Raw genomic sequence first — 1,736 nt, forward strand, 5'->3', positions numbered from 1 at the left:
CGTGGCGCTCGAAGTAGAGCGCCATGCCTTTGGCAAAGCCCTGCTGGCCGACCAGGGTGTGCATCATGCGCACGACCTCGGAGCCCTTTTCGTACACGGTGGCCGTGTAGAAGTTGTCGATGGCCAGGTAGCTGTCGGGGCGCACGGGGTGGGCCATGGGGCCCGCGTCTTCGGGGAACTGCAGCTGGCGCAGGGTGCGCACGTCTTCGATGCGCTTGACGGCCCGGGCGCTGGGGCTGCCGGCCATGTCCTGGCTGAACTGCTGGTCGCGGAAGACGGTCAGGCCTTCTTTGAGCGAGAGCTGGAACCAGTCGCGGCAGGTCACGCGGTTGCCGGTCCAGTTGTGGAAGTACTCGTGGGCGACGACGCTTTCGACGTTGCCGAAGTCGACGTCGGTGGCGGTGGCCGGGTTGGCCAGCACGAACTTGGTGTTGAAGATGTTCAACCCCTTGTTCTCCATGGCGCCCATGTTGAAGTCGCTGACCGCCACGATCATGAAGCGCTCGAGGTCCAGGCTCAGGCCGAAGCGGGCCTCGTCCCAGGCGATGGACGCGATCAGCGAGTTCATCGCGTGTTCGGTCTTGTCGAGGTCACCGGCGCGCACGAAGATCTGCAGCAGGTGATCGCGGCCGGCGCGGGTGCGGATGCGCTGCTCGCGGCGCACCAGGTCGGCGGCCACCAGGGCGAACAGGTAGCAAGGCTTGGGGTGCGGGTCGACCCACACCGCGAAGTGCTTGCCACCGTCGAGCACACCTTCGTCGATCAGGTTGCCGTTGGACAGCAGCACCGGGTACTTGAGCTTGTCGGCCTTGAGGGTCACCTTGAAGGTGGCCATCACATCGGGGCGATCGAGGAAGTAGGTGATGCGGCGAAAGCCCAGGGCCTCGCACTGCGTGAAGAAGCCGCCGCTGCTGGTGTAGAGGCCTGAGAGCTGCGTGTTCTTCTCGGGCGCGCAGGTGGTGCGGATTTCGAGGTGGAACGGCTGCTGGGGCAGGTTCTCCAGCACCAGCTGGCCGCCCTCGGTGCGGAAGGAGACGGGCTCGCCGTCCACCAGCACGCGGGTGAGGTTGATGTCCTCGCCGTCCAGGCGCAGGGGCGCACCCGGCTGCATCGGGTTGGGCTCGACGGTCATCTTGTTGATGACCAGGGTCTTGGCCGGGTCCAGGTCAAAGGTCAGGTCGACCGTCTTGATCCAGAAAGCCGGTGCCGCGTAGTCTTCGCGGCGGATCAGCTGAGCGCTGCCTTCACGCATGGGGTGGGCCTCTCGTGTGGGAGTCGGTTCAGGTTCAGGTCAGATGCCTTGCTTGAGGCTGGCTTCGATGAAAGCATCGAGGTCGCCGTCCAGCACCTTCTGGGTGGCGGAGATTTCGACGTTGGTGCGCAGGTCCTTGATGCGGCTGTTGTCCAGCACGTACGAGCGGATCTGGTGGCCCCAGCCCACGTCGGTCTTGGTGTCTTCCAGCTTTTGCTGCGCCTCCTGGCGCTTGCGCATCTCGAAGTCGTACAGGCGCGAGCGCAGGCGCTTCCAGGCCACATCGCGGTTGCTGTGCTGCGAGCGGCCGTCCTGGCACTGCACCACGATGCCAGTCGGGATGTGCGTCAGGCGCACGGCCGAGTCGGTCTTGTTGATGTGCTGACCGCCCGCACCCGAGGCGCGGAAGGTGTCGGTTCGCACGTCGGACGGGTTGATGTCGATCTCGATGGAGTCGTCGATTTCCGGGTAGACGAAGATCGAG

2 protein-coding genes are annotated in these 1,736 nt (G+C 65.0%); both read right to left on the reverse strand.

What is annotated here, in order from left to right; genetic code table 11:
• Nucleotides 1-1,252: M1 family aminopeptidase (locus B2W70_RS09285; protein WP_286745083.1), on the reverse strand; the 1,252-nt coding region annotated here is incomplete at its 3' end.
• A gap of 39 nt (nt 1,253-1,291) precedes the next feature.
• On the reverse strand, nt 1,292-1,736 hold a 445-nt coding region (locus B2W70_RS09290), incomplete at its 5' end, for a peptide chain release factor-like protein (RefSeq protein WP_286745085.1).

The sequence above is a fragment of the Aquabacterium sp. UBA2148 genome (assembly GCF_002328915.1).
Taxonomy (GTDB): Bacteria; Pseudomonadota; Gammaproteobacteria; order Burkholderiales; family Burkholderiaceae_C; genus Aquabacterium; species Aquabacterium parvum.